Origin of the sequence: Candidatus Mycobacterium wuenschmannii (assembly GCF_030252325.1) — a bacterium.
Classification (GTDB): domain Bacteria; phylum Actinomycetota; class Actinomycetes; order Mycobacteriales; family Mycobacteriaceae; genus Mycobacterium; species Mycobacterium wuenschmannii.
The window spans coordinates 897,329-922,885 of the sequence record NZ_CP126981.1; the positions used below are offsets into that span (position 1 = coordinate 897,329).

A 25,557-nucleotide genomic window follows, 5' to 3' on the forward strand; every position below is an offset into this window, starting at 1 on the left:
CGCCACGCTCACGAGGCCGCGCGCCCGCCCGTGAGGGTGATTTCACGGCCGCGACACCGTGAGACGCCGGTCGGCAACATCGCACTCTTAGTTTCACCTCGGACGTACCGAACACGCAGAGGAGAACGTGGTGGCGCGATCGCACACGATCACAGGGTGGAACCCCGAAGACCGGGTCGCATGGGACGCCGGCGGAAAGGCCGTCGCACGCCGCAATCTGGTGTGGTCGGTGGCCGCCGAACATGTCGGGTTCTCGGTCTGGTCGCTGTGGTCGGTGATGGTGCTGTTCATGCCGCAGTCGATCTACGGATTGACGGCGGGGGACAAGTTCCTGATCGCCGCGACTGCGACGCTGGTCGGTTCGATGCTGCGGCTGCCGTACACGATGGCAACGGCGCGCTTCGGCGGCCGAAACTGGACGGTGTTCTCCGCGTGCGTGCTGGTGGTGCCGGTGGCCGCGACGATCGCGGTCCTTGCGCTGCCCGGTCGTCCGCTGTGGCTCTACCTGGTGTGTGCGGCGCTGTGCGGGCTCGGCGGTGGCAACTTCGCCTCGTCGATGACGAACATCAACGCGTTCTTCCCGCAGCGTCTCAAGGGCATCGCCCTGGGCATCAACGCCGGCGGCGGCAACATCGGTGTGCCCGCCGTGCAACTCGTCGGCTTGTTGGTGATCGCCACCGCGGGCAATCGCCAGCCGTACTGGGTGTGCGGGTTCTACGTCGCGGCGCTGGTCGTCGCGGCGGTTGGCGCCGCCCGGTGCATGGACAACCTCGACGTGGTGTCGGTCGACGTGGACGCTATGCGCGCCGCGCTCCGCAGTCGGCACACCTGGCTGGTCAGCCTGCTCTATATCGGCACCTTCGGGTCATTCATCGGTTTTTCGTTCGCGTTCGGCCAGGTGCTGCAGATCTCCTTCTCGGCCACCGGGCAGAGCCCGGCGCAGGCGTCCCTGCACGCAGCTCAAATAGCCTTTGTTGGGCCACTATTGGGCTCGATCGCCCGGATCTACGGCGGTCGGGTCGCCGACCGGGTGGGTGGCGGCACAGTGACCCTGTGGGCGTTCGTCGGGATGATCGGCGGCGACGCGGTGCTGGCGATCACGTCGACGTTCGCCGGCCGCGAGACCACCGCCGTGACGATGGTCGCGTACGTCGCCGGTTTCGTTATCCTGTTCGTGCTCAGCGGAATTGGCAACGGGGCGGTATACAAGATGATCCCGTCGATCTTCCATGCCGCGTCCCGCTCACTGGACGCCGACGAGGACACCCGCAACAACTACTCGCGCTCGATGTCGGGAGCGGTCATCGGGATCACCGGTGCCATCGGCGGACTCGGCGGGGTTGCGATCAACCTGGCGCTACGCACGTCCTACCTCGCCGACGGCACGGCCACCGGCGCGTTCTGGGACTTCGCCTGCTTCTACGTGATAGCGGCCCTGATCACCTTCGGCGTCTACGTGCGGCGGTCGTCGCTCACCGCGGTGAGCGAACCGGCGCTGGCCGCCGCCTAGTGCAAGAAAGGGGTTCGCCGAGCGTGCGGCCACGCGATAAACCAGGCCGCTTATTCGCAGACCACGCACGCTCGGCGAAGCTGTGGGGCGGCGTCCTAGACGACCGCTTTGATCTCGTCCGACGCGATCTCGCCGGCGAGTGGCGCGAGGGCGTGGAGGATCTCGGTGATGGTGTCGGGGTGCAATCCAGCCGCACAGAGCGAGTCGGCCAGATGAGCGGTCACCATCGCGAAGTGGTACATGGTGATGCCGCGGCCCTCGTGGACCTGTCGCATGGACCGTCCGCCGTAGGGCGCGGGGCCGCCGAGCGTGGCGCTGAGGAACTCGACCTGACGTGCCTTGACGCACCGCATGTCCGCGCCGGCGTAGAAGCCGGCCAGCTGATCGTCATCCAGCACCCGGCAGTAGAAGTCCTCGACGACGACGTCCAAGGCGTCGTGGCCGCCGACCTTGTCGTACAGCGACACCGTGCCGGGTCTACGAAAACGGGTGAGCATTCCCATGCTGTGCAGCAGACCATGTCGGAGTTGCCCACCCGTTAGGTTGCCGTCACCGCGCGATTACCCGGCGTAACAACCGGATTGCCGGAGAACCACCTTGGGCGGCGCGGCGGTGTAGCAGACTCGTGGGAAATCCAGGGGAGTCACCACCGGGAGCGTGAAGCAATGAATCTGGGTGATCTGACCGGCCTCGTCGAGAAGCCGTTCGCCGCCGTGTCCAATCTCGTCAACACGCCCAACGCAGCCGGCCGCTATCGGCCGTTCTACCTGCGCAATCTGCTCGACGCGGTGCAAGGCCGGACCCTGCACGACGCCGTCGACGGCACCATCACGCTGATCACCGGCGGGTCGTCGGGCATCGGCGAGGCGGCGGCCAAGAAGATCGCCGAGGCCGGCGGCGAGGTGGTTCTGGTGGCGCGCACCCAGGAGAACCTCGACAAGGTCGCGGCCGACATCCGCAGCAGCGGCGGCACTGCGCACGTCTACCCCTGCGATCTCACCGACATGGACGCCATCGCCGCGATGGCCGACAAGGTGCTCGCCGATCTCGGCGGGGTTGACATGCTGATCAACAACGCCGGACGGTCGATCCGGCGCTCGCTGGCGCTGTCGTACGACCGGATCCACGACTACCAGCGCACCATGCAGCTGAACTACCTGGGCGCGGTGCAACTGATCCTGAAGTTCATTCCGGGCATGCGGGAACGGGGATTCGGGCATGTCATCAATGTGTCCTCGGTGGGAGTGCAGACCCGCGCGCCGCGGTTCGGCGCCTACATCGCCAGCAAGGCGGCCCTGGACAGCCTGTGCGACGCGCTGCAGGCCGAAGTCGTCAGCGATGACATCAAATTCACCACCGTGCACATGGCGCTGGTCCGGACGCCGATGATCAGCCCCACCACGATGTACGACAAGTTCCCGGCGCTGACACCGGAGCAGGCCGCCGGCGTCATCACCGACGCGATCGTGCAGCGCCCGCGCCGCTCCAGCTCGCCGCTCGGGCAGCTCGCCGCCGTCGCCGACGCCGTCAACCCGGCGGTGATGGACCGGGTGCGCAACCGAGCCTTCAGCATGTTCGGTGATTCGACGGCGGCCAAGGGCGACCAATCCGAAAGCAGCACTACCGAATTCGACAACCGCAGCGAGAACTTCGTGCGGGCCACCCGCGGAATCCACTGGTGAGGCGATCATGAGTCTTCCTAAACCGACCAATCAGGCACCCATCGTCATCACCGGCGCCTCGTCGGGCATCGGCACCGAACTGGCCCGCGGATTGGCCCGTCGCGGCTATCCGCTGTTACTGGTCGCTCGCCGCAAGGAGCGGATGGACGAGCTGGCGGGGGAGCTGCACTCACAGTTCTCGGTCGACGTCGAAGTGCAGGCGCTGGACCTGTCCGACGCCGCGGCGCGGGAAAAGCTGGCCAACCGGCTGCGCACGGAATCCGTTGCGGGACTGTGCAACAGCGCCGGATTCGGCACCAGCGGGGTATTCCAGGACCTGCCGGTCGAGCGTGAGAGCGAAGAGGTGGTGCTCAACTCGCTGACGTTGATGGAGCTGACCCATGCCGCGCTGCCCGGGATGGTCGAGCGCGGCGCAGGGGCGGTGCTCAACATCGCCTCGATCGCAGGCTTCCAGCCGATGCCGTACATGGCGGTCTACTCAGCGACGAAGGCCTTCGTGCAGACGTTTTCCGAGGCGGTGCACGAGGAGCTCAACGGGACCGGGGTGTCGGTGACCGTGCTGTGCCCGGGCCCGGTGCCCACCGAGTGGGGCGAGATCGCCAACGCGGAACGCTTCAGCATTCCGATCGCGCAGGTGTCGCCGCGCGACGTCGCCGAGGCGGCGATCGCCGGCATGGTCGACGGCAAGCGCAGCGTGGTGCCTGGGCTGGTACCGAAAGCAGTCAGTATCGGCGGCCGTTACATGCCGCGCACCCTGCTGCTGCCCGGACTACGCATCGGCAACCGGTTCCGCGGCGGGCCCAGTCGTTAGGGTGTCGCCCCGGCGCCAAGTGCACGCCAAATCCGCTACGAGGCGGGCACAACGACCCTCGCCTCCGGCGGAGGACCACGTGGCTGGTGTGACTCGCCGGATAGTCTGACGCGGTGGCCAAAGTCGATGTCACGGCCGACGTGCCGATGAGCCCGCAGGATATGTGGGACCGCGTCTCGGATCTGTCTCAGCTCGGGGAGTGGCTGACCATGCATGAGGCGTGGCGCAGCGAACTTCCCGACGAGCTGAGCGAGGGCACCCAGATCGTCGGCGTCGCTCGCGCCAAAGGCTTCCGCAACCGCGTGACCTGGACGGTCACCACCTGGGACCCGCCGCACCGGATCGCGCTCTCCGGCTCGGGCAAAGGCGGCGCGAAATACACCGTCACACTGAGCGTCTCACCCACCAGAAAAGGCTCCAACCTGGGTCTACGCCTCGACCTGGGCGGCCGTGCACTGTTCGGGCCGGTCGGGGCGACCGCCGCCCGTGCCGTGAAGGGCGACGTCGAGAAGTCCCTCAAGCAGTTCGTCGAGCTGTACGGATAGCGGCGGAACGCCGACTCACATGGGTCGAAGGGCCTACATCCTCAGCCAACGGCGGTAGCCTGACCGGGTGTTACGGGGGGCTCGTGGAGCGACTATGGCCGATGGCACCGGTGTCTTCGGCTGGATCGGCGTCGTCGTGCGCCGCTGGCCGTGGGCGGTCGTCGGATTCTGGATCGCGCTGACCGCTGTCCTGTCGATGACGTTCCCGTCGCTGACCGAGATGGCCGCAAAACGGCCGGTCCCGATCCTGCCGCCGGACGCCCCGGTGCTGCAGACGACGAAGCAGATCTCCGAGGCCTATCACCAGAACGGCTCGGAGAACGAGAACGTCCTGCTCGTCGTCCTGACCGACGACAACGGACTCAACCCGTCCGACCTGACCACGTATCGGACGCTGGCCGAGAATCTGCGGCCGGACACCCGCGACATCGTCCTGCTGCAGGACTTCGTCCGAACCCCGGCGCTGCGGGACGCCATGACCAGCAAGGACCATAAAGCCTGGTACCTGCCGATGGTGTTGTCCGGCGGAGTGGGCACGCCCGAACTGCATGAAGGCTTCGGCCGGGTCGCCGACATCGTCAAGAAATCCGTTGCCGGCACCACGCTGACGGCGCATCTGACCGGCCCGGCGGCCACCGGCGACGACCTGATGTACATCGGTATCCGCGACATGCACGTGATCGAGACGGCCGTCGTGGTGATGGTCCTGGTCATTCTGTTCGTGATTTATCGCAATCTGCTGACGATGATGTTGCCGCTGATGACCATCGGCCTGTCGGTCGGCGTGGCGCAGGCGTTGGTATCCGGCGTCGCCCAGCTCGGCCTTGGCGTTTCCACCCAGACCATCACGCTGATGACCACGATGATGTTTGGCGCGGGAATCGACTATGCGGTCTTCCTGATCAGCCGATATCACGACTATCTGCGGCAGGGCCTGGATTCCGACGACGCCGTCGAGAGGGCGCTGACCTCGATCGGCAAAGTCATCGCCGGCTCCGCGGCGACGGTGGCGGTCACCTTTTTGGGGATGATCTTCACCAAGCTGGGCGCTTTCCGGAACGTCGGTCCCGCGTTGGCCATCTCCATCGCGGTGGCGCTGTTTGCGGCCGTCACGTTCCTGCCGGCGCTGATGGTCCTTGCCGGACGGCGCAATTGGATCAAGCCGCGTCGCGATCTCACCGGCCACTTCTGGCGGGTGACCGGGATTCGCATCGTCCGTAAGCCGATCATCCATCTGGCCGGCAGCCTCACCGTCCTGCTGATCCTCGCCGTCTGCGGGATGTTCGCCCGCTTCAACTACGACGACAGCAAGACCCTGCCGGACTCGGTGGAGAGCTCGGTCGGGTATTCGACTCTGGCGGAACACTTTCCGCTGAACGCGACCATTCCGGAGTATCTCGTCGTCCACTCCAGCGAGGACCTGCGCAAGCGTCCCGCTCTCGTCGAGTTGAAGCAGATGGAGCAGCGGGTCAGCCAACTGCCCGACATCGCCGCGATCCATCCCGCCCCGGTGCCGTCGGCTAAATCGAACGACAAGAAGTCCGCGGCCAGCGGCGAACTGCTGCCCCGCCACGACAAGGGCAGTAGTTCCGGCAACAAGGATCTCGAGGGGGCCGAGGGGTTCCCCAACGTAGCGGCGTTGTTGTATTCGGTGTCGGCGTCCGGAAACGTCGATCTGACACCGGATCTCAGCAGCCTCGACCTGCCTCCCGGCGTGACGCTGCCGACCGCGCCGCCGGAGAAGAAGAAGGAAGTCGACGACACCAACACGTTCGTCAACACGGTGCGCGGACTCGGGTTCGCCATGTCGGTCGACATCGCGGAGATCGCCAATACGGTGGGTTCCGCGCCGGTGACGGTGCTCGATGTGGTGGCGACCGCCAACCGTGACGGCGGCGCGCTGAAGAAGATGTCGGAGTTCGCCGAACAGTTGTCGTCGTTCCCCGACGAGCCCTCCATCGAGGCGGCCTCGCGGGAAGTGCGCCGGATCGTGGAGAACGCGCGAACCGAGATACGCTCCCTGAGCAACGACCCGCCGTCGGCCAAGGACGCGGCCGCGCCGCCGCCGAAAGATCCGCACAACTACGCGGACGCGATCCAGCAGATGATCGATGAGGTCAAGGCGCTCATCAAGGACACCTCCCAGACCGGGGGCGGCCTGAACAGCGCGCTGACGGCTTTCATCTCGCCCGATGGGCACACTGCGCGGTATCTGGTGCAGACCAAGCTCAACCCGTTCGCGACCGAGGCGTTCAGCCAGATCCGTGAGATCACCGACGCGGCCCGCGGCCCGCACCCGCGCGCGCTGATGAAGGAGGCGTCGATCTCGGCGTCGGGTGTGACAGCGATGCTGCGAGACACCCGGGCCTACTACGGCGACGACATCAACCTCATCATCGTGATGACGATCCTGATTGTGTTCCTGATCCTGGTCGCGATCCTGCGCGCGGTGGTGGCGCCGCTGTATCTGATTGCGTCCGTGGTGCTTTCGTATCTCTCTGCACTCGGCCTCGGCGTGATCGTCTTCCAGTTCATGCTGGGCCAGCCGCTGACGTGGAGCATCCCCGGGCTGACCTTCATCGTGCTGGTCGCGATGGGCGCCGACTACAACCTGCTGTTGATCTCGCGACTGCGCGAGGAGTCGCCGCACGGCATCCGCTCCGGGGTGATCCAGACGGTGCGCTCGACGGGCGGCGTGATCACCGCGGCCGGCGTCATCTTCGCCGCCTCCATGTTCGGCATGCTGTTCGCCAGCATCAGCACATTGGTGCAGTGCGGGTTCATCATCGGCACCGGTCTGCTGCTGGACACCTTCCTGGTCCGCACGATCACCGTGCCCGCGATCGCCGTGCTCGTCGGGAAGTGGAACTGGTGGCCGTCCAAGCCGCCACCGCCCGCGGCGCGGGAGCGGCCAATTCCCCTGTCGCAGGCCGACGCTCAGCCTGCAGTAGAGGTCGAGACGAAGGCTGAGACGGAGCCCGAGCCGGCGCCGGTGGTCGACGCGGCGCCCGAATCCGACGCGGCGCCCGAGACCGACGCCGAGCCGACGCCGGAGAACGGCAGTGAGCCCGAGGCGGATTTGGGGCCGACGCTGGTGGCCCACGCGGTGCCGACGCCCGAAGCCCACCTGGTACCCACGCCCGAAGTGCACGCGGTCCCTACGCCCGAGGTCGGGGCGGAGTCTCTGACCGGCCCGGAAAACGGGATGCCGGTGCACATCGAGGATGATCCCGACACGGACGCGATCAGGATGTCGACCGAGGTCGTCGACGAAAGCGATCCGGACACCGTCGTGCTGCGTTGGTGATCAGACACAACGGCACGACACACTTCCGCGACACGCCCGTACTCGTCGGTGTCCGGCCATAGACTGGCGTCCCTATGAGCAAGTCGTTCGTGCACCTGCACAACCACACCGAATACTCGATGTTGGACGGTGCCGCGAAGGTCTCGCCCATGCTGGCCGAGGCGCAGCGGCTGCAGATGCCCGCGATCGGGATGACCGACCACGGCAACATGTTCGGCGCCAGCGAGTTCTACAACGGCGCCACCGCGCTCGGCATCACACCGATCATCGGCATCGAGGCCTACATCGCGCCGGCGTCCCGCTTCGAGACCAAGCGCATCCTGTGGGGTGACCCGGGGCAGAAGAGCGACGACGTCTCCGGTAGCGGCTCCTACACCCACATGACGATGATGGCCGAGAACGCCACCGGCCTGCGCAACCTGTTCAAGCTGTCGTCGCTGGCGTCGTTCGAGGGCCAGCTCGGCAAGTGGTCGCGGATGGACGCCGAACTGATCGCCGAGCACGCGAGCGGGATCATCGCGACCACCGGCTGCCCGTCCGGCGAGGTGCAGACCCGGCTGCGGCTCGGTCACCACCGCGAGGCGCTGGAAGCGGCGGCCAAGTGGCGCGAGATCTTCGGCCCGGAGAACTTCTTCCTGGAGCTGATGGACCACGGCCTGTCCATCGAGCGCCGGGTGCGCGACGGGCTGCTGGAAATCGGTCGCGCGCTGAACATTCCGCCGCTGGCGACCAACGACTGCCACTACGTCACCCGCGACGCCGCGCACAACCACGAGGCGCTGCTGTGCGTGCAGACCGGCAAGACGCTCACCGACCCGACGCGGTTCAAGTTCGACGGTGACGGCTACTACCTCAAGTCGGCCGCCGAGATGCGCGAGATCTGGGACAACGAGGTCCCCGGCGCCTGCGACTCCACCCTGCTGATCGCCGAACGGGTCACCTCGTACGCCGAGGTGTGGGCGCCCAAGGACCGGATGCCGGTGTTCCCGGTGCCCGAGGGCCACGACCCGGCGTCCTGGCTGCGCCACGAGGTCGAGAACGGTTTGAAGCGCCGCTTCCCGGCCGCGACGCCGGACGGCTACTCCGAGCGCGCCGCCTACGAGATCGAAGTCATCTGCGACAAGGGATTCCCGTCCTACTTCCTCATCGTCGCCGACCTGATCAACTACGCCCGCTCGGTCGACATCCGGGTCGGCCCCGGCCGTGGTTCCGCCGCCGGATCTCTGGTGGCCTACACGCTGGGCATCACCGACATCGACCCGATCGAGCACGGCCTGCTGTTCGAGCGGTTCCTCAACCCCGAGCGCGCGTCGATGCCCGATATCGACATCGACTTCGACGACCGCCGACGCGGCGAGATGGTGCGCTACGCCGCCGAGAAGTGGGGCTCCGACCGGGTCGCCCAGGTCATCACCTTCGGCACGATCAAAACCAAAGCGGCGCTGAAGGATTCGGCCCGGATCCACTACGGCCAGCCCGGCTTCGCGATCGCCGACCGGATCACCAAGGCCTTGCCGCCGGCGATCATGGCCAAGGACATCCCGCTGTCGGGCATCACCGACCCCACCCACGAGCGCTACAAAGAGGCCGCGGAGATCCGCGGCCTGATCGACACCGATCCCGACGTCCGCACGATCTACCAAACCGCCCGCGGACTGGAAGGCCTGATCCGCAACTCGGGCGTGCACGCCTGCGCGGTGATCATGAGCAGCGAGCCGCTGACCGACGTCATCCCGCTGTGGAAGCGCGCGCAGGACGGCGCGATCATCACCGGCTGGGACTACCCGTCGTGTGAGGCCATCGGCCTGTTGAAGATGGACTTCCTGGGGCTGCGCAACCTGACGATCATCGGCGACGCGCTGGTCAACATCAAAGAGAACCAGGGGATAGACCTCGACCTGGAGTCGGTAGCGCTCGACGACCCGGCCACTTTCGAGCTGCTGGGTCGCGGCGAGACGCTGGGCGTGTTCCAGCTCGACGGCGGGCCGATGCGCGATCTGCTGCGCCGCATGCAGCCGACCGGCTTCGAAGACATCGTCGCGGTGTTGGCGCTGTACCGGCCCGGGCCGATGGGCATGAACGCCCACAACGACTATGCCGACCGCAAGAACGGCCGGCAGGCCATCAAGCCGATTCACCCCGAGCTCGAGGAGCCGCTGCGCGAGATCCTCGCCGAGACCTACGGCCTGATCGTGTATCAGGAGCAGATCATGCGCATCGCGCAGAAAGTCGCCGGGTATTCCCTCGCCCGAGCAGACATTCTGCGTAAGGCGATGGGTAAGAAGAAGCGCGAGGTCTTGGAAAAGGAGTTCGAGGGCTTTTCGGAAGGCATGGCGGCCAACGGATTTACGGCCAAGGCCGTCAAGGCGCTGTGGGACACCATCCTGCCGTTCGCCGACTACGCGTTCAACAAGTCGCACGCTGCCGGGTACGGCCTGGTGTCCTACTGGACGGCCTACCTCAAGGCGAACTACCCGGGCGAATACATGGCCGGTCTGCTCACCTCCGTCGGCGACGACAAGGACAAGGCGGCGGTGTATCTGGCCGACTGCCGCAAGCTCGGCATCACCGTGCTGCCGCCGGACGTCAACGAGTCGCGGCTGAACTTCGCTTCCGTCGGCACCGACATCCGCTACGGACTGGGCGCGGTGCGCAACGTCGGCGCCAATGTCGTTGCCTCGCTGATCAATACCCGTGAAGAGAAGGGCAAGTACACCGACTTCTCCGACTACCTCAACAAGGTCGACATCGCGGCGTGCAACAAGAAGGTCACCGAGTCGCTGATCAAGGCGGGTGCCTTCGACTCGCTCAAGCATCCACGCAAGGGCCTGTTCCTGGTGCACACCGACGCGGTCGAGTCGGTGCTCGGCACCAAGAAGGCCGAGGCGATGGGGCAGTTCGACCTCTTCGGCGGCGACCCTAATGACGGGGGAGCGGGCGCCGACGCGGTGTTCACGATTCGGGTGCCCGACGAGGAGTGGGACGACAAGCACAAGCTCGCCCTCGAGCGAGAGATGTTGGGACTGTACGTGTCCGGGCATCCGCTCAATGGTGTCGCGCATCTATTGGCCACCCAGGTCGACACCGCGATCCCGGCAATCCTGGACGGCGATGTCGGCAACGACACCATGGTGAAGGTCGGCGGCATCCTCGCATCGGTGAACCGGCGGGTGAACAAGAACGGAATGCCCTGGGCCTCAGCGCAATTGGAAGACCTTACCGGTGGCATCGAGGTGATGTTCTTCCCGCACACCTATTCCGCGTTCGGCGCCGACGTCATCGACGACACGGTCGTGCTGGTGACCGCCAAGGTCGCGATCCGCGACGACCGGATTTCGCTGATCGCCAACGACCTGGTGGTGCCGGACTTCAGCAACGCACAGGTGAATCGGCCGCTCGCGGTGAGCCTGCCGACCCGCCAATGCACTATCGACAAGGTCACCGCGCTCAAACAGGTGCTCTCGCAACACCCGGGCACCTCGCAGGTGCACCTGCGACTGCTCAGCGGCGACCGGGTCACCACGCTGGAGCTGGACCAGACGCTGCGGGTGACGATGTCCCCGGCGCTGATGGGTGATCTCAAGGCGTTGCTCGGCCCGGGCTGCCTGGGCGGCTAGCCAGCCGCAGCGCCAGCCCGACGTCGAGCGCCCGGCTAGCCGGGAACCCGGCGCTCGTCCCCCCGCCCGCCGGGCGCTCGGCGACTAGCCAGCCGCAACGCCGCCTGATGGTCGTGGGTCGGGATGACCCGCACCGTGTGCCGTGCAAGGTGCAGTCGTTGCAATGTCTTGAACGTCTCGTCGCGGTCCTCGTCGACCAGAACGCCGGGGTAGCCAGACTTTTGCCGCACGTTCTCGACCTGCAGTTCGTGCCAAGCGGCGTCGCCGGCGATGAGGATCCATCCGTGCTGGCTGTGCGCGAGCACGCCGATGCTGCCGGGGGTGTGCCCCTGCAGGTCGACCAGGATCACCGAGCCGTCGCCGAACAGGTCGTGTGATCGGGTGAATGTCGACACGGGTGGCCCGTCCAACTCATAGTCGATCAGCGGGCGGTCGCGCAGCGAGTCGCGGACACCGCCGACCGGCGCGACCGGCCCTGCGCTCACCCAGTCGTGTTCGGCGCGATGCAGGTAAACGGGCAGGCCGGGGAAGTCGAGCAGGCCGGAGATGTGGTCCCAGTGCGCGTGCGTCGGCAGCGCGAAATCGATTGGCGGCAGCCCTGACTGGGCCAGGCCGGCGATGGTCGGAATGACATCCGCGGGCGGGTGCACTGCCACCCGCAGCACCGCCGGCAGTTGAGCGATCGCCCGCTCCTCGACATCCACACAGATTGCGGGATCCACGACGAATGTCGCCTCCGGGTGTGTCACCACGAACGACGTCATCGCGTTGTCTATGCGCTGGGGCGAGAAGGTGCCCTCGACGATCGCCGCGGTGGGCACCGAGTGCGGCACCTGCGGCAGCGCCCTCACGGTGACGGTCGCGCCGGGGGTCGGCAGCCCCGTGTCGACCACGCTGCGGATGAAGCGCTCGTCGGGCCGGCGTGGCCGCAGCGATCCCCGGACCAATCCGACTGCAGCCGAGCAGCATTGGCGAAAGCTGGGGGAGCGCACCGGATCAGACATGGGACGCCTCCACCCGGACGATGACGCTGTCGGACCAGACTCCCCGGTCGCGAGTCCGCCGCAGCTTTTCGCCGAAGCAGAGATCGCGGTGGACGTTGGTGACGCCGGGCACCTTGATCATCGGCACGATGTTCCACTGCCAGCCGTAGCGCCGGTGCAGTACGCGGTTGGCCTGCTCCGCCTGCGGACCGGACAGGATCGTCGCGCGTCCGGCCCACGTCGCCGCGCCGGCGCGCACCCGGCCACGGTGATCACACGCGACGAGTTCGACGTCGGGACGGTAGGTGAGCCGCCGGGTATTCGGGCCGACCTTGGTGCGGAACACCACCTGCCCGTCTTCCATCGCGAACCAGATCGGGGTGTCGACGGGCCTGCCGTCGCGACGGAAGGAACGCAGTCGGGCGTAGCGGGCGGTCTTGAGTGGATCGGATCTATGCATGGCGACAGTCAATGACTTAGAGTTGGCTCTAAGTCAAGCATTAAGATGTGGAGGTCGTCGTGGCCGCAGGATTGACGATCGGCGGGGTGGCCGTGGAAACGGGCGTCGCGGCCACCACGCTGCGCTATTACGAACAGATCGGGTTGGTGCCGGTGCCGACACGGATCGGTGGACAGCGGCGCTACGACGATTCGGTGCTGGCCCGCCTCGAGGTGATCGGGCTGTGCAAAGCGGCCGGGTTCACGCTGGACGAGATCCAGGTGCTGTTCGCCGACGATGCGCCCGGGCGACCGGCCAGTAAGGCCCTCGCCGAGGCCAAGCTGGTGGAGATCGATGAGCGCATCGACTCGTTGACCCGCGCGCGGGCCGTCATCGAGTGGGGGATGCGCTGCACCTGCCGGTCGATCGACGAGTGCAGCTGCGGCATTCACCCGCCGCAGCCGACAGCCGAATCTGCTTAGACCGCAGCGTCTTTCAGAAACGGTAGCGCAGGATGCGCGCGCTGCGGGCGCCCGACTTGGTCCTGCCCATCAGCCGGGTCGACACGCGGGCCGCGGTCGGGTAGAGATCAATCTCCGGCACGTGCGACAGGCTGGTCTCCTCGACGAGGCGTAGCCGCGGACTCCAGGTCTCCGGGGTGTGCGGATCGTTGAAACCCCGGTAGATCCATTGGGTTCCGACCGCGCTGAACCCGATCTTCATCGCGGCGATGTTGACCGGGCTGACCCGCCCATAGTCGTTGATCGCCACTTCACCGGACCCGAAATGTTCCGGAATATGGCGGAACAGGTTGACCAGCAACGACTCTGGAACAAACGCCAGCAGGCCGTCGGCGATCAGGAACGCCGGCCGATCGGCGGGAATCCCGTCGGTCCACGTGTCGTCGGCCAGCGACGCCGCCACTGAATGCGCGTGATTGTCGGCGGGCACCACCTGCTCACGCAGCGCGATGATGGCGGGCAGGTCCACGTTGTACCAGTCCACCGTGGGCGGCGGCGTGACGCGTTGCATCGGCGTCGCCAGGCCCGCGCCGAGGTCGACGACAACGGCGTCAGGATGCTCGGCGACGAAGTCGCGGATCCGGTCGTCGAGGATTTTCGCGCGCAACGCCGTCTGGCGGATCGCACTGCCCGGTACGCCCAGGCCGTCGAAGTCGAAGTCGATCTTTGCGACGATCTCGTCGGCCAGCCGATCACCGAGTATCGGCCTGGCCCAACGGCTGTCGACCGCGCGGGCGTACTGGGTGACGAACGCGGTCCGCTCGACGGGCGTCAAGCCGGTGATCGCAATTCCCATACCGGCAACCTACTCCGGGACTAACCTCGGCTGAGTGACCGATTCCCATCTCGATATGCCCGCCACCATGTGTGAAGCATTTCAGCGGTCCGCGGCCGCCAACCCGGACGCGGTGGCGCTGCGCACTCCCGGCAACACCACAACGCTGACCTGGCGGGAGTACGCCGACGGCGTCCGCCGGGTCGCAGCGGGACTGGCCGGGATCGGCGTCCGCCGGGGCGACACGGTGTCGCTGATGATGACCAACCGCGTCGAGTTCTATCCGCTGGAGGTCGGCGCACAGCATCTCGGTGCCACGTCGTTCTCGGTCTACAACACGTTGCCCGCCGAGCAACTCACGTATGTTTTCGGCAACGCCGACACCAAAGTGGTGATCTGCGAACAGCAGTACGTCGACCGGATCAAGGCGAGCGATGCCCGCCTCGACCACATTGTCTGCATCGACGGCGCACCGGAGGGGACCATCTCGCTGGACGAGCTGTACGCCGCCGCCCCCGACGACTTCGATTTCGAATCGACTTGGCGCGCAGTGCAACCGGATGACGTGATCACCCTGATCTACACGTCCGGGACAACCGGCAATCCCAAGGGTGTCGAGATGACGCACGCCAACCTGATGTTCGAGGCGGAGGCACTCAGCGCCGTCGTGGATGTCAACCCGGACGACCGCACGACCTCCTATCTGCCGTCGGCGCACATTGCCGACCGCATGATGGCGCTCTACAACCAGGAGATGTACGGGATTCTCGTCACGGTGGTGTCCGACGTCCGCGAGATCGCGGCCGCACTGCCGGATGCCCGGCCCAGCATCTGGGCCGCCGTGCCGCGAGTCTGGGAAAAGCTCAAAGCCGGAATCGAATTCGCCGTCGCTCACGAGCCCGACGAGAACAAGCGGGCGGCGCTGCAATGGGCCATGTCGGTCGCGGCCAAGCGTGCGGCGGCGCTCGTCGCCGACCAATCGATGGCCGACGACGTGGCCGCCGAATGGGCGCAAGCCGACGAACTGGTGTTGTCGAAGTTGCGCGAGAAGCTGGGGCTCGACCAGTTGCGGTGGGCGGTCTCCGGCGCGGCGCCCATTCCCCGGGAGACGCTGGCTTTCTTCATCGGTATCGGCATCCCGATTGCCGAAGTCTGGGGCATGTCAGAGCTGAGTTGTGTTGCGAGCGTGAGCCATCCGCGCGAGGCCCGGCTGGGTTCGGTGGGCCGGCTGCTGCCCGGGCTGGAGTCGAAGATCGCCGAGGATGGCGAGTATCTGGTACGCGGGCCGCTGGTGATGAGGGGCTATCGCAAGGAGCCGGAAAAGACGGCCGAAGCGGTCGACGCCGACGGCTGGCTGCACACCGGCGACATCTTGGACGAGGACGCCGACGGCTTCCTGCGGGTCATCGACCGCAAGAAGGAGCTGATCATCAACGCGGGCGGCAAGAACATGTCGCCGGCCAACATCGAAAATGCGATCAAGGCCGCCTGCCCGATGATCGGGGCGATGCTGACGATCGGGGACGGCCGCCCCTACAACACGGCGTTGCTGGTCTTCGATGCCGATTCCGTTGGCCCGTACGCGGAACGGCACGGCCTGGCCGACGCTTCGCCCGAATCACTCGCGACGCACCCCGAGATGCTCGCCCAGATTTCGGCGGGAGTGGCTGCGGGTAACGAAAGGCTGTCCCGAGTCGAGCAGATCAAGCGTTTCCGCGTGCTGCCCAACCTGTGGGAGCCGGGGGGAGACGAGATCACGCTGACGATGAAGCTGAAGCGCAAGCCGATCGCGACGAAGTACGCCGCGGAGATCGAGGAGCTGTACGCCGCGGAACCGGGCTCGGCGATCCTCGAGCCCACACAGGCATCGTCGGCGCAGCCGGCCTGAAACCGAACTAGGGTGGGGGCATGCCACTCGAAGGTGAATACGCCCCGTCCCCGTGGGACTGGTCCCGCGAACAAGCCGACAAGATCGCCGAGTCCGGCGGTACCGACGGCACCGACATGAAGGGCATGCCGGTCATCCTGCTGACCACGGTCGGCGCCAAGACCGGCAAGCTCCGCAAGACACCGCTGATGCGCGTCGAGCACGACGGCGAGTACGCCGCCGTGGCGTCGCTGGGTGGGGCGCCGAAGCACCCGGTCTGGTACTTCAACATCTCCAAGAACCCGCGCGTCGAACTGCAGGACGGCACCGAGGTGCACGACTACGACGCCCGCGAGGTGTTCGGCGACGAAAAGGCCGTCTGGTGGGAGCGAGCTGTGGCCGCATACCCCGACTACGCGGACTATCAGCAGAAGACCGAGCGACAAATCCCGGTCTTTGTGCTGACCCCTGTGCACTGAACGTGCTGCTTGGTGGCACCATTGACCGGTGTCTGCCGAACTGAGTCAAAGCCCGGACACCCGGGGTAACGGTCCGCTCACCGCGGCCGAGATCGACGCGGCGGCCACCCGAATCGCCGGCGTGGTCACCGCCACGCCGCTGCAATTTTCCGACCGGTTGTCCGCGACGACCGGGGCGAACGTCTACCTCAAGCGCGAAGACCTTCAGACCGTCCGCTCCTACAAGCTGCGCGGCGCCTACAACCTGCTGGTCCAGCTGTCCGAAGCGGAGCGCGCAGCCGGCGTTGTATGTTCGTCGGCCGGTAACCACGCACAGGGCTTCGCCTACGCCTGCCGCACTCTGGGCGTTCGCGGCCGCGTCTACGTGCCGGCCAAGACACCCAAGCAGAAGCGCGACCGCATCCGGTATCACGGCGGCGAGTTCATCGAGCTGATCGTCGGTGGGTCGACCTACGACTTGGCCGCCGAGGCCGCACTCGCCGACGTCGCGCGCACCGGCGCGACGCTGGTGCCGCCGTTCGACGACCCGCGCACGATGGCCGGGCAGGGCACCATCGCCGTCGAGATGCTCGGCGCACTGACCGACGAACCGGACCTGGTGGTTGTGCCCGTTGGGGGCGGCGGTTGCATCGCCGGCATCACCACCTACCTCGCCGCGCGGACCAGCAAGACCTCGGTGCTCGGCATCGAGCCGGCGGGAGCGGCCGCGATGATGGCCGCCCTGGCCAACGGCGCCCCGGTCACCCTCGAACACGTCGACCAGTTCGTCGACGGCGCCGCGGTGAGTCGCGCCGGCGCGCTGACCTACGCCGCGCTGGCGGCAGCCGGCAACATGGTCTCGATCACCACCGTCGACGAGGGCGCGGTGTGCACCGCGATGCTCGACCTGTATCAGAACGAAGGCATCATCGCCGAGCCCGCCGGAGCACTCGCGGTCGCCGGTCTGTTGGAGGCCGACATCGAGCCGGGATCCACGGTGGTCTGCCTGGTCTCCGGTGGCAATAACGATGTCTCGCGTTACGGCGAGATCCTCGAGCGGTCGCTGGTCCACCTCGGGCTCAAGCACTACTTCCTTGTTGACTTCCCGCAGGAGCCGGGCGCGCTGCGACGGTTCCTGGACAGCGTGCTCGGCCCCAACGACGACGTCACGCTCTTCGAATACGTCAAGCGCAACAACCGCGAGACCGGCGAGGCGCTGGTCGGCATCGAATTGGGCTCGGCCGCGGATCTGGACGGGCTGCTGGATCGCATGCGGGCTACCGAAATGCAGATCGAGGCCATCGAGCCGGGCTCGCCGGCCTACCGCTACCTGTTGTAGCTCAGCGGGTGTCGACGACCCGCTGAGCGACCTCGTGCAGCCGCACATTCATCTGTTGCGACAGCTTGCGCAGCATGTCGAACGCGCCGACGGCGTCGACCTGGAAGCGCTCCATCAGCATTCCCTTCGCCTGGCCGATGATGTCGCGGCTGAGCAGGGCGGCCTGCAGTTGCTGGCTGTCGCGGCTGGCAAGAATCGCCGCAGCGGCGTGCGCCGCGAGGATCGAGCCGATCACCTCGGACTCGGCATCGAAGCATCGCGGCTCGCCAGAGAACACGTTCAGCGCGCCCGCGGTCCGGTCACCGGTGTACAGCTTGAACGAAATGCTGCTGCGCACACCGAGTTTCACTACTTCCCGGGAGTACTGCGGCCAGCGCGTCTCGTGTTCGAAATCGTCGGTGCGGACCACCAATTCGTCAAGGGCGGCCTCGACGCACGGGCCGGCGTTGTGTTTTTCCTGCAGCCGGTCCACCTCGTAGATCAGGTCGGACGTCCCGGACAGGGACTCGAACTTGCCGCCCTTGGAGACCAGCAGAACACCCGCTGTGGCGGCACCTTCCAGCAGCTCGACGGTCGTGGTCGTCACGCCCTTGAGCACGGTGTCGAGATCACGCGGAGCCGCCACCGAACGAGCCAACTCGGCCATGCGCTGCGCCAAATCGTGGGCCGGTATCGAGGGCATATTGCGCCGTGTTCCCGCATCACCGCTGAAATACACACCGCGGCGCGGCTACCTCAGCGGATGGCTTCGACAGCCTCTTTGGCCTCGGCCAGCCCGACGCCGGTCAGCGTGCGGTACTCCTTGATCGCGGCGATCAGATTCCCGCGCCGGGCGAGGTCGACCACCGACTGCGGCATCCCGGCGGAGTTCGCCGCGGCGAACGGCACGTAGCCCTCGGGAAACAGGATCTGCAGCTGCTTCTCGATGTAATCCAGCCGGGCCCTGGCGCCCTCGTCAACGTCGCTCATGCGCGAAAGCTACCCGATGCGGGTCGACTATCCCAGCAGGGCGACCGATTCGTCATTGGCGCGAAAGATCGGCTCCAGCGGTACGGCGAATCGTTCGGCCATGTCGGTCAACGACTTGGACCACACCAGCTCGATCGTCGACGCGGGACCGCGGCCCGGTCCGGACATCAGCATGGCCACCGTGGTGCCCGGGGCGGAATCGTCGAGCAGCGTGCGCAGCGACGACATCAGGTTCCAGACGATCCGGCCGCGCGGCCGGGGCCGGATCGGCACCTGACAGAGCTTCTTGTCGAAGCAGCGGTCCGGTCCGATCAGGCCGAACCACAGCAGTCGGGTGCCAAAGCCCAACGGGCCCATCAGTGCACGCCATCGCTCGCGCAGATCCTGAGCCGAATGCACCGGGTCGCAGGCGGTCTGGATGGGCGGGATCGGTTGTACTTCGGAACGGGTCGTATGGGTCATCCGGGCAGCATGAGACGCCCCGGACGGACCCGGTAGTCAGTTATCCACAGCCCGCAGGATCGCGAAGGAGTGTGCCGGCAGCGTGGTGCTCGCCGTGCCGACGTTTACCGGCGCGGAGCTGAGCATCAGGTCTCCGTAGAACGGCACGGTCAGCGGGTCGACGGCGAGGTTGCAGGCCACCGTCAGTGATCCGCGCCCCAGCGCGATCCAGCGCTCGTCTTCGTCGTAGTCGACGGTCATATTGTCCAGCCACTGATCCCGGAGATCACTCTCGTTGCGCCGCAACGCAATCAGGTCGCGATAGATCCGGAGCAATGTCGCATGCTCGCCGGTGCCGACCTCGGACCAGTCCAGCTTCGAGCGCTGGAATGTCTGCGGGTCCTGCGGGTCGGGTATCTCGTCGGCGTCCCAGCCGTGGTCGGCGAACTCCCGCTTGCGACCCTCGGCGGTGGCGCGGGCCAACTCCGGTTCGGGGTGCGAGCTGAAGAACTGGAATGGTGTCGACGCGCCCCATTCCTCACCCATGAAAAGCATTGCAGTATAGGGCGATGCGAGCACCAGGGCCGCCTTGACCGCGAGTTGCCCATAGGTCAGGTTCTGCGACGGCCGGTCGCCGAGCGCGCGATTGCCGACCTGGTCGTGGGTGCACGTGTACGCCAGGAGTCGGGTGGCCGGGATGGTGGCGGTGTCCAGGGGCCGCCCGTGGCGCCGCTGTCGGAACGACGAGTAGGTGGCGGCGTGGAAGAAGGCCCGGCGCAACGTCTTCGCCAGGGTCTCCAGCGAGCCGAAATCGGCGTAATAGCCTTGGCGTTCCCCGGAGACAGCGGTGTGGATGGCGTGGTGGATGTCGTCGTCCCACTGCGCCGTCATGCCCTGGCCGTGGTCCGAGCGTGGGGTGATCATGCGCGGGTCGTTGAGATCGCTCTCGGCGATCAGCGAAAGGGGCCTGCCGAGCTGCTCGGCGAGCGCATCGGTGTCGGCGGCCAACTCCTCGAGGATGTGGATCGCCGTGGTGTCGAACAGCGCATGCACGGCGTCCAATCGCAGGCCGTCGGCGCCGAAGTCGCGCATCCACCGCAGCGCGCAGTCGATGATGTAGCGGCGCACCTCGTCGGACTGCGCGTCGGCGATGTTGATGCCCTCGCCCCAGGGGTTGCTCGCCGACGACAGGTATGGCCCAAAACGTGGCAGGTAGTTGCCCGACGGTCCGAGATGGTTGAACACCGCATCGATCAGGACGCCGAGACCGCGTCGGTGGCAGGCGTCGATGAAACGGACCAATCCGGCTGGGCCGCCATAGGGTTCGTGCACGGCGTACCAGAGCACGCCGTCGTATCCCCAGCCGTGTGTGCCGGAGTACGCGTTGACCGGCATCACCTCGACGAAGTCGACGCCGAGGTCGACCAGGTGGTCCAGCTTGTCGACGGCGGCGTCGAATGTCCCTGCCGGGGTGAAGGTTCCGATGTGCAGCTCGTAGATCACCGCACCCTGCACTGAGCGGCCGCCCCAGCCGGTGTCGTCCGGCTCTGGACGCTCCCACAACTGCGAGGCGCGGTGCACACCATCGGGCTGGCGGGGGGACCGCGGGTCGGGCAGCAGCGTCTGGTCGTCGTCGAGCAGGAACCCGTAGCGGGCGTCCGGTCGCGCATCGACCGTGGCCCGCCACCAGCCGTCGTCGCCGCGGTTCATCGGCGTCACCGTGCCGTCGACCTCGAGGCGCACGGTGTCGGGTTTCGGTGCCCAGACGGCGAATTCAGGCATCAACGCGCTCCAAAAGGACGACGGGCAAATCGGCGAACAACTCGATGGCCGGCACCGCCCCGGTGACCGTCACGCCGGTCAGCGCATTGCGCCACGATCCATCGGGCAGTCTGAGAGTGGTGTCGCCCCAGCCGGTCTGCTCGAGCCGCACCGTCCAGCGAGTCGCCGCGACCAGCACGTCGTCGCCACGCCTGAAAGCCACCACATGGTCGGCGCCCGCCCCGGACGCCGGCACCGGGTGATGGCCACCGCGCAGAAACGTGTCCGGGTGCGCGCGACGCAACCGCAATGCGGACTGAACCACGCGAATCTTGTTGTGCCGCTTGGCTGTCAACGCCGCGCGCCGGGCGTCGTAATCGACGGCCCGCCGGTTGTCGGGATCGACCAGGCTGTCGTCCCACAGTTCCGTGCCTTGATACACGTCCGGGATGCCGGGTGCGGTCAGCGCCACCAGTTTCTGTCCCAACGCATCGTTGTCCGCGTGTGGTTGCAATCGCACCACCAATGTGGTTAGTTCGCGCGCGATCGGGCTGTCCAGTACCGCATCCAGCCAGCGGTGCACCGCGTCCTCGAACTCGGTGTCCGGGTCGTTCCATGACGTGCGCCGGGCGGCCTCGCGAATCGCCTTCTCCGCGTAGGCGTGCAGCCGGTCGCGCAGTTCGCCGGTGACCTCGCCGTCGGCCGGCCAGACACCGAAGATGTTCTGCCAAAGAAACAATCCGGTCGCCGGATCGGGGGAGGGCGTCTCGACCTCCCAACGGGCGACGAACTCGGCCCACAGCGACGGCACTTGCGACAGCACGCCGATCCGGGCGCGCACATCTTCGCCGCGCTTGGTGTCGTGGGTGGACAACGCCGTCATGGCCTGTGGCCACAGCCGGGCCCGGGTGGCGGCGCGGGAGTGGAATTCGGCCAGGCCGACACCGAAATCCGCTGGCTCCCCGCCCACCTCGTTCAACGACACCAGCCGCGCGTCGCGGTAGAAGAGGCAGTCCTCGACGGCCTTCGCCGTCACGGCGCCGCATAGTTGCTGAAGCCGCGTCGCAGCCTCGCCGCCGTGGGCGGCCACCGCCGCGGCGATCAGCTGCAGCGGTACGTCGAACTCCGGTGCGGCGGAGAGAGTTGCGGCCAGAGCGGTCGGCAGCACCGCCGCGAGACCCAGGTAGTCGCTGCGGTAGACGTCGATGTGCGTCAACAGCGCCGCGACCGCGTCGGGCAGCAGCGGATGGTCGGCGCCGGCGGCGGTCACGATGCAGCGCCGCAGCCGGCTCAGTTCGCTGGCCAGCGTCTCGGTGGCCGCGGCGACCTTCAGGTCGGCCGCCGACAGGTCCCGCTCGTCGATTTCGGCCGACCCGAACAGTTCGGTCAATGCCTGCGCCCCAACGGGATCCACGAACACCCCGCCGACCTCGCGCAGGGCGTCGTATCCGGTGGTACCGGCCACCGGCAGCGATGGGTCGAGCGGCTCGTCGACGGCGAGGATCTTCTCGATCACGATCCAGGCGCCCGGTCCGGTCAGCTCGCGTAGCCAGCGCAGGTAGCCGGTCGGATCCGCCAATCCGTCGGGATGGTCGATGCGCACGCCGTCGACGAGTCCGCCGGCGAACCAGCGCGCCACCTCGACGTGGCTGGCGTCGAACACCGCCCGGTCTTCCTGGCGCAGCCCGGCTAGCGACGTGATCGAGAAGAACCGGCGATAGCCGACGACTCCGTTGCGCCAGCCGATCAGCCGGTAGTGCTGACGGGCGTGCACCTGCGGCCCGGTGCCCTCGCCGGTGCCCGGGGCGATCGGCAGTGCCAGGTCGCCGAGTCGCAGTAGGTCGCCGTCGACGGTGAGGTCGGCGGCATCGTCGTCGGAACCCAGGAGCGGCAACAGGATCCGACCGTCGCCCAGCTCCCAGTCGATGTCGAAGTAGGACGCGTACGCCGAGGACCGGCCGTGCCGCAAGACGTCCCACCACCACCGGTTCTGCTCGGGCTTGTCGACGCCCACGTGGTTGGGCACGATGTCGACGATCAGGCCGAGGCCGCGGGCCCGCGCCGCCGCGGACAATCGCGCCAGCCCGTCGGAGCCACCCAGTTCGGCGGACACCGTGGTCGGGTCGGCCACGTCGTAGCCGTGTGCCGATCCGGCGACCGGTGTCAGGATCGGCGACAGGTACAGATGCGAGACCCCGAGGTCGTCGAGGTAGTCCAGCAGGTTCTCGGCGTCGGCGAAGGTGAATCCGAAGCCGCTCGCCGTCCCGCGCAGCTGTAGCCGATAGGTGGAAAGAACCGGAAATGCCATGCGTTACTTGGTCTTACGGAACACGAGGAGCGCGCGCTGCGGCAGCGAGACCTCATCGCCGGAGTTGACGACCAGCGTGACCGATCCGGTGGTATCCGTGGTGTCCAGCACCGCGGTCCATTCGGTCGCGTAATCGTCAGGCGGAATGATGAAGTCGACCTCGTGATCGTGGGCGTTGAAGCACATCAGGAACGAGTCGTCGACGACCCGTTCGCCGCGTGCATTGGGTTCAGGTATCGCCTCACCGTTGAGGAACACCGCGATGCTCTTGCCGAACTCCCCGCCCCAGTCCCGGGCCTGCATCTCCTTGCCGGCCGGTGTCAGCCAGGCGATGTCGCGAACCTCGTCTCCGCTGCGGATCGGCTCGCCGTCGAAGAAGCGGCGGCGACGGAAGACCGGGTGGCTCTTACGGAGCGCGGTGACTTTGCGGGTGAACTCGAGCTGGTCGCGATTCGTGTCCGTCAGAGTCCAGTCCATCCAGGACAATTCGGAGTCCTGGCAGTAGACGTTGTTGTTGCCCCGCTGACTTCGGCCGATCTCGTCGCCGTGCGCGATCATCGGCGTGCCCTGGCTGACCATCAGCGTCGCCATGATGTTGCGCATCTGGCGGCTGCGTAGCGTCAGGATCTCCGGGTCGTCGGTTGGTCCCTCGACTCCGCAGTTCCAGGATCGGTTGTGGCTCTCGCCGTCCCGGTTGTCCTCGTGGTTGGCCTCGTTGTGCTTCTCGTTGTACGACACCAGGTCGTTGAGGGTGAAGCCGTCGTGCGCGGTGACGAAGTTGATGCTGGCGCCCGGGCGCCGACTGGTCGCCTCATACAGGTCCGACGACCCGGTGAGCCGGGACGCGAACTCGCCCAGTGTTGCGGGCTCGCCCCGCCAGTAGTCACGCACAGTGTCGCGGTATTTCCCGTTCCACTCGGTCCACAAACCGGGGAAGTTGCCGACCTGGTAGCCGCCCTCGCCGATATCCCACGGCTCGGCGATCAGCTTGACCTGGCTGACGATTGGATCCTGTTGCACCAAATCGAAAAACGCGCTCAGCCGGTCGACGTCGTAGAACTCGCGGGCCAACGTCGAGGCCAGGTCGAACCGGAAGCCGTCGACGTGCATCTCGGTCACCCAGTAGCGCAGCGAGTCCATGATCAGCTGCAGGGTGTGCGGGTTGCGCGCGTTGAGGCTGTTCCCGGTTCCGGTGAAATCCTTGTAGAAACGCAGATCCTCGTCGAGCAGCCGGTAGTAGGCGGCGTTGTCGATGCCGCGAAAGTTGATCGTGGGACCCAGTTGGTTGCCCTCGGCGGTGTGGTTGTAGACGACGTCGAGGATCACCTCGATGCCCTGCTCGTGGAACGCTCGCACCATCGATTTGAATTCGGTCACCGCCCCGCGGGCGCGCCGGTTGGCCGAGTACTGGTTGTGCGGTGCGAAGAATCCAAAGGTGTTGTAGCCCCAATAGTTTCGCAGTCCCAGATCGACCAGACGGTGATCGTGGAGAAATTGGTGCACCGGCATCAGTTCGATTGCGGTGACGTTCAACGACTTCAGGTGCTCGATGATCGCCGGGTGGCCCAGGCCCGCGTAGGTGCCGCGCTGCGCCTCTGGAATGGCGGGGTGATTCTGGGTCATCCCCTTGACGTGCGCCTCGTAGATCACCGTCTCGTGGTACGGGGTGCGGGGAGCGCGGTCGTTGGCCCAGTCGAAGTACGGGTTGATCACGACGCTGGTCATCGTGTGGCCGAGCGAGTCGGTCCGGGGCGGCGTGCCGGTCTCGGCAGGGTCTTCCTCCGCGACCGCCAAGTCGTAGGAGAACAACGCCTGGCCGAACTTGAACTCGCCGTCGAAGCATTTGCCGTACGGGTCGAGGAGAAGCTTGCTCGCATCGCAGCGATGGCCCGCCGCCGGGTCGAACGGGCCGTGGACGCGAAAGCCGTAGCGCTGACCCGGAGTGACGTCCGGCAGGTAGGCATGCCAGACGTAGCCGTCGACCTCGTCGAGGCGCACGCGGGTCTCCTGCCCGGCGTCGTCGATCAGGCACAGCTCGACCTTCTCTGCGATTTCGGAGAACAGCGCGAAGTTGGTGCCGGTGCCGTCGTAGTTGGCGCCCAACGGATAGCTGTGTCCTGGCCAGACGGTGGCTAGTGGTGGCGGGCCTGCGGCGCTACCGGTCGGGTCTGGCGGGGGCATCACTCGACCTTAGTGGCGCTGCGATCGGCTCGCTCGGCCGCGG

General features: G+C 66.8%; 20 protein-coding genes. 10 read left to right on the forward strand and 10 right to left on the reverse strand.

The genetic code is table 11. The features are described from left to right. Nucleotides 1-130: 130 nt before the first annotated feature. The gene (locus PT015_RS04435) at nucleotides 131-1,510 is read left to right on the forward strand and encodes an MFS transporter (RefSeq protein WP_285189086.1); all 1,380 of its coding nucleotides are present in this window, start codon (nucleotides 131-133) and stop codon (nucleotides 1,508-1,510) included. A gap of 95 nt (nucleotides 1,511-1,605) precedes the next feature. Here PT015_RS04435 and PT015_RS04440 read toward each other — a convergent pair whose 3' ends face one another. Next, nucleotides 1,606-2,013 (reverse strand): group I truncated hemoglobin, encoded by a 408-nt coding sequence (locus tag PT015_RS04440; RefSeq protein WP_285189087.1) that lies wholly within the window; start codon nucleotides 2,011-2,013, stop codon nucleotides 1,606-1,608. A gap of 162 nt (nucleotides 2,014-2,175) precedes the next feature. Between PT015_RS04440 and PT015_RS04445 the strand changes: the two genes are divergently transcribed. The 5 genes from PT015_RS04445 to dnaE all read left to right on the forward strand — a co-directional run bounded on the left by PT015_RS04445 (nucleotide 2,176) and on the right by dnaE (nucleotide 11,472). After that, nucleotides 2,176-3,192: an SDR family NAD(P)-dependent oxidoreductase gene (locus PT015_RS04445; protein WP_285189088.1), complete on the forward strand. Its 1,017-nt coding sequence runs from the start codon at nucleotides 2,176-2,178 to the stop codon at nucleotides 3,190-3,192. A gap of 7 nt (nucleotides 3,193-3,199) precedes the next feature. After that, entirely contained in the window at nucleotides 3,200-4,003 is an 804-nt protein-coding gene (locus PT015_RS04450) for an SDR family NAD(P)-dependent oxidoreductase (RefSeq protein ID WP_285189089.1), read from the forward strand. Nucleotides 4,004-4,149: 146 nt separating this feature from the next. Beyond that, nucleotides 4,150-4,548 carry a type II toxin-antitoxin system Rv0910 family toxin gene (locus PT015_RS04455; protein WP_390887992.1) on the forward strand — a complete coding sequence of 133 codons (399 nt, stop codon included), beginning with the start codon at nucleotides 4,150-4,152 and terminating at the stop codon, nucleotides 4,546-4,548. Nucleotides 4,549-4,642: 94 nt separating this feature from the next. Continuing rightward, a complete protein-coding gene (locus tag PT015_RS04460) occupies nucleotides 4,643-7,855 on the forward strand; it encodes an MMPL family transporter (RefSeq protein ID WP_285189091.1) in 3,213 nt (1,070 codons plus the stop codon). Between the two features lie 74 nt (nucleotides 7,856-7,929). Continuing rightward, a complete protein-coding gene (dnaE, locus tag PT015_RS04465; protein ID WP_285189092.1) occupies nucleotides 7,930-11,472 on the forward strand; it encodes a DNA polymerase III subunit alpha in 3,543 nt (1,180 codons plus the stop codon). 35 nt (nucleotides 11,473-11,507) lie between these two features. Here dnaE and PT015_RS04470 read toward each other — a convergent pair whose 3' ends face one another. Beyond that, nucleotides 11,508-12,476, reverse strand: coding sequence for an MBL fold metallo-hydrolase (locus tag PT015_RS04470; RefSeq protein WP_285189093.1), 969 nt, complete (start codon nucleotides 12,474-12,476; stop codon nucleotides 11,508-11,510). Next, on the reverse strand, nucleotides 12,469-12,915 hold the full coding sequence (locus tag PT015_RS04475; RefSeq protein WP_285189094.1) for a PPOX class F420-dependent oxidoreductase: 447 nt from the start codon (nucleotides 12,913-12,915) through the stop codon (nucleotides 12,469-12,471). Before PT015_RS04475 ends, PT015_RS04470 begins: the two co-directional genes overlap by 8 nt. A gap of 59 nt (nucleotides 12,916-12,974) precedes the next feature. Between PT015_RS04475 and PT015_RS04480 the strand changes: the two genes are divergently transcribed. Next, the gene (locus PT015_RS04480; protein ID WP_285189095.1) at nucleotides 12,975-13,376 is read left to right on the forward strand and encodes a MerR family transcriptional regulator; all 402 of its coding nucleotides are present in this window, start codon (nucleotides 12,975-12,977) and stop codon (nucleotides 13,374-13,376) included. Between the two features lie 13 nt (nucleotides 13,377-13,389). On the opposite strand, the gene PT015_RS04485 is transcribed toward PT015_RS04480, so the two are convergent. Further along, the gene (locus tag PT015_RS04485) at nucleotides 13,390-14,211 is read right to left on the reverse strand and encodes a class I SAM-dependent methyltransferase (RefSeq protein ID WP_285189096.1); all 822 of its coding nucleotides are present in this window, start codon (nucleotides 14,209-14,211) and stop codon (nucleotides 13,390-13,392) included. Between the two features lie 55 nt (nucleotides 14,212-14,266). On the opposite strand from PT015_RS04485, the gene fadD11 reads away from it, so the two are divergent. Genes fadD11 through ilvA form a run of 3 tightly spaced genes read left to right on the forward strand, consistent with a single transcriptional unit; the run spans nucleotide 14,267 to nucleotide 17,854 of the window. Continuing rightward, on the forward strand, nucleotides 14,267-16,078 hold the full coding sequence (fadD11, locus tag PT015_RS04490) for a fatty acid--CoA ligase FadD11 (protein WP_285190921.1): 1,812 nt from the start codon (nucleotides 14,267-14,269) through the stop codon (nucleotides 16,076-16,078). 20 nt (nucleotides 16,079-16,098) lie between these two features. Beyond that, nucleotides 16,099-16,536, forward strand: coding sequence for a nitroreductase family deazaflavin-dependent oxidoreductase (locus PT015_RS04495; RefSeq protein WP_285189097.1), 438 nt, complete (start codon nucleotides 16,099-16,101; stop codon nucleotides 16,534-16,536). Between the two features lie 28 nt (nucleotides 16,537-16,564). Further along, nucleotides 16,565-17,854, forward strand: coding sequence for a threonine ammonia-lyase (gene ilvA, locus PT015_RS04500; protein ID WP_285189098.1), 1,290 nt, complete (start codon nucleotides 16,565-16,567; stop codon nucleotides 17,852-17,854). Between the two features lies 1 nt (nucleotide 17,855). Here ilvA and PT015_RS04505 read toward each other — a convergent pair whose 3' ends face one another. From PT015_RS04505 to glgX, 6 genes are read right to left on the reverse strand one after another with little or no spacing between them, the layout of a single operon-like run. Continuing rightward, nucleotides 17,856-18,536 (reverse strand): GAF and ANTAR domain-containing protein, encoded by a 681-nt coding sequence (locus PT015_RS04505; RefSeq protein ID WP_390887930.1) that lies wholly within the window; start codon nucleotides 18,534-18,536, stop codon nucleotides 17,856-17,858. Between the two features lie 53 nt (nucleotides 18,537-18,589). After that, a complete protein-coding gene (locus PT015_RS04510; protein ID WP_285189100.1) occupies nucleotides 18,590-18,823 on the reverse strand; it encodes a ribosomal L7/L12 family protein in 234 nt (77 codons plus the stop codon). A 27-nt stretch (nucleotides 18,824-18,850) separates the two neighbouring features. Continuing rightward, a complete protein-coding gene (locus tag PT015_RS04515; RefSeq protein WP_285189102.1) occupies nucleotides 18,851-19,285 on the reverse strand; it encodes a hypothetical protein in 435 nt (144 codons plus the stop codon). Nucleotides 19,286-19,321: 36 nt separating this feature from the next. After that, entirely contained in the window at nucleotides 19,322-21,046 is a 1,725-nt protein-coding gene (gene treZ, locus PT015_RS04520; protein ID WP_285189103.1) for a malto-oligosyltrehalose trehalohydrolase, read from the reverse strand. Next, nucleotides 21,039-23,333, reverse strand: a complete 2,295-nt coding sequence (treY, locus tag PT015_RS04525; protein WP_285189105.1) for a malto-oligosyltrehalose synthase — start codon at nucleotides 23,331-23,333, stop codon at nucleotides 21,039-21,041. Before treY ends, treZ begins: the two co-directional genes overlap by 8 nt. Nucleotides 23,334-23,336: 3 nt before the next feature. Further along, nucleotides 23,337-25,514, reverse strand: coding sequence for a glycogen debranching protein GlgX (gene glgX, locus PT015_RS04530; RefSeq protein ID WP_285189107.1), 2,178 nt, complete (start codon nucleotides 25,512-25,514; stop codon nucleotides 23,337-23,339). Nucleotides 25,515-25,557: the final 43 nt, after the last annotated feature.

Excerpts from the sequence above, each read along its gene's own strand:
- dnaE (WP_285189092.1), top strand. The coding sequence starts at position 7,930 with ATGAGCAAGTCGTTCGTGCACCTGCACAACCACACCGAATACTCGATG.
- PT015_RS04440 (WP_285189087.1), bottom strand. The coding sequence starts at position 2,013 with ATGGGAATGCTCACCCGTTTTCGTAGACCCGGCACGGTGTCGCTGTAC.
- PT015_RS04455 (WP_390887992.1), top strand. The coding sequence starts at position 4,150 with ATGAGCCCGCAGGATATGTGGGACCGCGTCTCGGATCTGTCTCAGCTC.
- fadD11 (WP_285190921.1), top strand. The coding sequence starts at position 14,267 with ATGCCCGCCACCATGTGTGAAGCATTTCAGCGGTCCGCGGCCGCCAAC.
- PT015_RS04505 (WP_390887930.1), bottom strand. The coding sequence starts at position 18,536 with ATGCCCTCGATACCGGCCCACGATTTGGCGCAGCGCATGGCCGAGTTG.
- PT015_RS04460 (WP_285189091.1), top strand. The coding sequence starts at position 4,643 with ATGGCCGATGGCACCGGTGTCTTCGGCTGGATCGGCGTCGTCGTGCGC.
- PT015_RS04510 (WP_285189100.1), bottom strand. The coding sequence starts at position 18,823 with ATGAGCGACGTTGACGAGGGCGCCAGGGCCCGGCTGGATTACATCGAG.
- PT015_RS04515 (WP_285189102.1), bottom strand. The coding sequence starts at position 19,285 with ATGACCCATACGACCCGTTCCGAAGTACAACCGATCCCGCCCATCCAG.
- PT015_RS04445 (WP_285189088.1), top strand. The coding sequence starts at position 2,176 with ATGAATCTGGGTGATCTGACCGGCCTCGTCGAGAAGCCGTTCGCCGCC.
- PT015_RS04485 (WP_285189096.1), bottom strand. The coding sequence starts at position 14,211 with ATGGGAATTGCGATCACCGGCTTGACGCCCGTCGAGCGGACCGCGTTC.
- treY (WP_285189105.1), bottom strand. The coding sequence starts at position 23,333 with ATGGCATTTCCGGTTCTTTCCACCTATCGGCTACAGCTGCGCGGGACG.
- PT015_RS04475 (WP_285189094.1), bottom strand. The coding sequence starts at position 12,915 with ATGCATAGATCCGATCCACTCAAGACCGCCCGCTACGCCCGACTGCGT.
- PT015_RS04495 (WP_285189097.1), top strand. The coding sequence starts at position 16,099 with ATGCCACTCGAAGGTGAATACGCCCCGTCCCCGTGGGACTGGTCCCGC.
- glgX (WP_285189107.1), bottom strand. The coding sequence starts at position 25,514 with ATGCCCCCGCCAGACCCGACCGGTAGCGCCGCAGGCCCGCCACCACTA.
- PT015_RS04470 (WP_285189093.1), bottom strand. The coding sequence starts at position 12,476 with ATGTCTGATCCGGTGCGCTCCCCCAGCTTTCGCCAATGCTGCTCGGCT.
- PT015_RS04450 (WP_285189089.1), top strand. The coding sequence starts at position 3,200 with ATGAGTCTTCCTAAACCGACCAATCAGGCACCCATCGTCATCACCGGC.
- treZ (WP_285189103.1), bottom strand. The coding sequence starts at position 21,046 with ATGCCTGAATTCGCCGTCTGGGCACCGAAACCCGACACCGTGCGCCTC.